Source organism: uncultured Gimesia sp. (assembly GCF_937910335.1).
Classification (GTDB): Bacteria; Planctomycetota; Planctomycetia; order Planctomycetales; family Planctomycetaceae; genus Gimesia.
Window position 1 is genome coordinate 1 of record NZ_CALEMX010000091.1, and the last position, 3,917, is coordinate 3,917.

A 3,917-nucleotide genomic window follows, 5' to 3' on the forward strand; every position below is an offset into this window, starting at 1 on the left:
AAGTTACGAGACATTGGGAACCGGTGGCGATTTATCAGGTGAAGATTTTCAAAACAAAGGGACTTTTATAGTAGTGAGATCTTCAGTGTTCGCGAAAAGCAGTGCACATAAAACGCATCCCGCGCGCGACGCGTAACAACGCATAATAGGTGGGGTCATCACGGTGTCAAGATAAAAAAAGACACCACAAAATTGGGTGTCTTTGGGAGAAATTTCAGTTGTTGAATAGAGTCGCAGTTATAGAGCTGTTGTTAAATGAAGAGGCGCGGCGATCCCTGCCGCCCCTATTCCAGTAAAGAGGTGAATAATGAGCAGTGACTATTCGAGTTCTTTGACTCGCAGGTTTTTGAATTCGATTCTGGCGCCGTGTCCCAAGAGGGCAAGGTAGCCTGTATCTCGTTTTAACCCGGGATGATCTTTGCCATCAAGGGTTCCGTTTTTCTTGGCGTCGGCCATATCATAGTCGACAATAACGGTACCGTTGAGAGTGACTTTGACTTTGTTGCCATCAACTGAAATTTCCTGTGAGTTCCATTCACCAATGGGATTGAGATGACCTCGCTTTGCTGGTGCCGTTCCATATAATGAGCCGTGATATTGATAGTTTTGGAGCTTGGCATATTTATCTGCGGTATCATCAAGAATTTGAATTTCTTTACCAGCGAAGGCCGGGCTTTTTTTATCGAGATCTTTAGGAACATGGAAACCGATACCGTTGTTGGCGCCGGGTTCCAGTTTGAAATCGAATCGGAGGACAAAATTTTTGTATTCTTTGTTGGTGAAAAGATTTCCGCCGCTCTCTTTTTTACTGATCAGCATACAATCTTTGGCAAAATATCCAGTGGTGGCACCATGCCAACCATCGAGATTTTGTCCATTGAAGATACATACGAAGTCGCTTTCGCAATGTTCTTGTGCGTTCACAGGCGCGGCTGCAAAACTGACGATGGCTAATAGACTAAGTGCAGTAAGATTTCTGGTAGTGATTTGACGCATAACAATGGTTCCTTGATATTTCGCAATTGATAGTGATTCAGGAAGGAAAATCCTGTTGATATTTAAGGATCTTTAAGAAGGTATTTAGAAATGAGCATACCAAAGTGAGATTACAAGAATCAATGGAAAACCAGGTGAAAGCTGAGGGTTTTTTGTTTGAGGCGATTTCGAGTAGAATCGTTCAGAAATGGGAAATTATGAAATCGAAGAATGTCAGAAAACGGAAGATTTAGGGATATGAATTTAGAAAATGAACTGTCGCCGGAAGTCTCTACGATGCGTTGGATTGGTGGTACGGATGGACATTTGAAGATGATCGATCAGACGTTGCTGCCTATGGAGTTTCGTGAAATTGACTGTCATGATGTGGAAACGGTCTGGGAAGCGATCAAGAAGCTGCGTGTGCGTGGTGCCCCGGCGATTGGGATTGCCGCCGCTTATGGGGTTGTGCTTGGATTGCAAACTGGCGCTGGTTCTGAGCGGATCGACTTCAATCAGAGGTTAACCGAAGTTTCGAGCTATTTAGCTGAAAGTCGGCCTACTGCAGTCAATCTGTTCTGGGCACTGGATCGATTAGAAACGCTGGCCACGAATTCTCAGCAATTGACAAATTCTGAAATGCATGCCCGATTATTGGAAGAGGCTCAGCGCATTGAACAGGAAGATCTGGAGATGTGTCAGAAAATTGGTGAGGTCGGAGCCGCTTTGCTTTCCAAAGGGGACGGTGTTCTTACACATTGCAATGCGGGTGGGCTGGCGACATCGGGAGGCGGGACTGCATTGGCGGTTTTCTTTGAAGCGGCAAGACAAGGAAAAGCGATTCATGTTTACGCAGATGAAACGCGTCCTTTATTGCAGGGCGCACGATTGACAACCTGGGAACTGATGCAGCGTGAGATTCCTGTGACACTGATATGCGATTCGATGGCTGGCTGGGTGATGCAGGAAGAGAAAATTCAGGCGGTTGTAACCGGCGCCGATCGTATTGCCGGTAATGGTGATGCGGCGAATAAAATTGGGACTTACTCGGTGGCATTATTGGCTAGCCTGCATGACATCCCATTTTATATCGCTGCTCCCTCCAGTACGTTTGATCTGTCGCTGGAGAGTGGGATACAGATTCCGATAGAAGAACGACTTGCGGAGGAGGTTACACATGGTTTCGGCAAACAGACGGCGCCGGATGGTGTTGAAGTTTATAATCCCGCGTTTGATGTGACGCCGGCAAAATATATAACGGGTATCATCACCGAGCGTGGTTTGATTCAACCTGTTACCACAGCGGAAGTCTTACGCGTGCTCTCTTCCGATCCTGTATGAAGGAGAATCGAAAGAGAGATATGCCGATTTCAATATCCGCGTGGCCGATTGAATCGCGGTGTTGCGGCTGGGTACTGTGGTTGAATGGGTTGCGTTTGCCGGAACTGCTGAGCCGGTTGTTGATACTGTTGCCGATAGCCGTTCTGCTGTTGCGGGCTCTGATATTGAACGGGAACCATTGTTGGTTGTTGCTGGTATGAGGAGGATTGCTGCTCCTGATAGGCCCTTTTTCTTTTCTGAATTTCTTCGATATCCTTCTCTCGCGGTGGCAGGGCATAGTTTTTCCAGGTTGCCTGTTCCTGATATCGATTCCAGAAATGTTGTGAATAGGAAAGCTGTGGTGTAATTCCCCAGCCTGCAGCCGTCTGCGTCTGCGAAAGCACATGACGGTAATTATAAGGCTTAAAGTAATGATATCCGCTGTAAGGCGAAATTTCCTGAAAGTAACCATGCTGCCATGGATATTGTGAATCGAAGGGGTAGAGCGGGTCCCCATAAATTCCGCCGGTCACGCCGGAACTAGTCATGGGATAATTTGAGCCAGGGGACATTTCAGTGGCATTATAGGCGCCGTTAGAAAATGCAGGATCTACAGAAGGAATCGCAGGGTCAGCACCGATGGCAGCTGCAATGGCGAGGGTAAAAATTGTAGTAGACATATCCGAAATTCCTCTGTATCAGAAAACAGTAAGCAGGTTCTGTTTCCTGAAAGTGAAAAGCATTGAGATGGTTGAGAGAAATGCTCTCTATGTACTCTTCTTTATCGGATGATTAAAGTGCCCTTCCTTCAGGTTCATCACAAAAATCGCAGGATGTAAATCACATAGGCGCGCTACAACCAGAATATTTTCAATTAGGGTTAGAACATCCAGTGAAAATAAACCGGCAAAATCTGCCGAAAGGGTGGTCAGATTGAAAACAAATCGGGGTTTTCGATCCTGCTGAATAATAATGGTGTAGGGTTATTGTGAGACGCGATGAATGTCAATCAAGCTGATTGAGGGCACCCTTATGACATATGTTAAGAGGCTCAATTCGTTCAGATAAAGATACAGTCTGTTCTGGGTGCGCAGTTGTTAATCGCGATTATTAATAAATTCGGTATAGATTCACAATACGTGCTGCGCGAAATTGTGATTTGTGCTTCCCCGAATCATTAAAAGCTGAAGTTTTGAATTACTTACATAGAGTGTAAGGGACCAATTATGCCACGATTTCCAATCATAAAAGTGACGGCGATATTATTATTCGGCTCAGTCGCTCTTTATGCTGATGATGTAGTTATACCGGGGGCTAACCTGGGAAAATCATCCACATTGCCACCGCCGCCAAGTTCAATCACACCACGACCAGATCCTGCAGCGAGTGCACAGCCTCAGCAACCACTGCAACCTGGAAAAGCTGCTCAGAATCGAGATGCCATTACGCATCCGGTGCCTGGATATCAGGGTGGGCCTTATGTTAAAGGAGGGAATCAATATTGGCTGCCGAACAATGTTGTTCCGCAGGTTGGTTCTCCTTATTACTATAGTGCGACTCAGGGTCCTGGCGGTACTTATGGGATGACTGCCCCGAGCGTCGGTATGAAGGCGGGTCAGACA

Annotated in this window: 3 protein-coding genes and 1 pseudogene; 2 read left to right on the top strand and 2 right to left on the bottom strand. The window is 46.2% G+C overall.

What is annotated here, in order from left to right; genetic code table 11:
• Positions 1–318 precede the first annotated feature (318 nt).
• On the bottom strand, positions 319–996 hold the full coding sequence (locus Q0668_RS03670) for a DUF1080 domain-containing protein (protein ID WP_298860042.1): 678 nt from the start codon (positions 994–996) through the stop codon (positions 319–321).
• Between the two features lie 237 nt (positions 997–1,233).
• On the opposite strand from Q0668_RS03670, the gene mtnA reads away from it, so the two are divergent.
• Positions 1,234–2,316, top strand: coding sequence for an S-methyl-5-thioribose-1-phosphate isomerase (gene mtnA / locus Q0668_RS03675; RefSeq protein WP_298860043.1), 1,083 nt, complete (start codon positions 1,234–1,236; stop codon positions 2,314–2,316).
• A gap of 29 nt (positions 2,317–2,345) precedes the next feature.
• On the opposite strand, the gene Q0668_RS03680 is transcribed toward mtnA, so the two are convergent.
• Positions 2,346–2,975: a hypothetical protein gene (locus Q0668_RS03680; protein ID WP_298860044.1), complete on the bottom strand. Its 630-nt coding sequence runs from the start codon at positions 2,973–2,975 to the stop codon at positions 2,346–2,348.
• Between the two features lie 546 nt (positions 2,976–3,521).
• Between Q0668_RS03680 and Q0668_RS03685 the strand changes: the two are divergent.
• Positions 3,522–3,917, top strand: a pseudogene (locus tag Q0668_RS03685) (hypothetical protein); the annotation flags it as partial.

What these genes read in the sequence shown, in the direction of transcription:
- Q0668_RS03670 (WP_298860042.1), bottom strand. Translation starts at nt 996, where the DNA reads ATGCGTCAAATCACTACCAGAAATCTTACTGCACTTAGTCTATTAGCC.
- mtnA (WP_298860043.1), top strand. Translation starts at nt 1,234, where the DNA reads ATGAATTTAGAAAATGAACTGTCGCCGGAAGTCTCTACGATGCGTTGG.
- Q0668_RS03680 (WP_298860044.1), bottom strand. Translation starts at nt 2,975, where the DNA reads ATGTCTACTACAATTTTTACCCTCGCCATTGCAGCTGCCATCGGTGCT.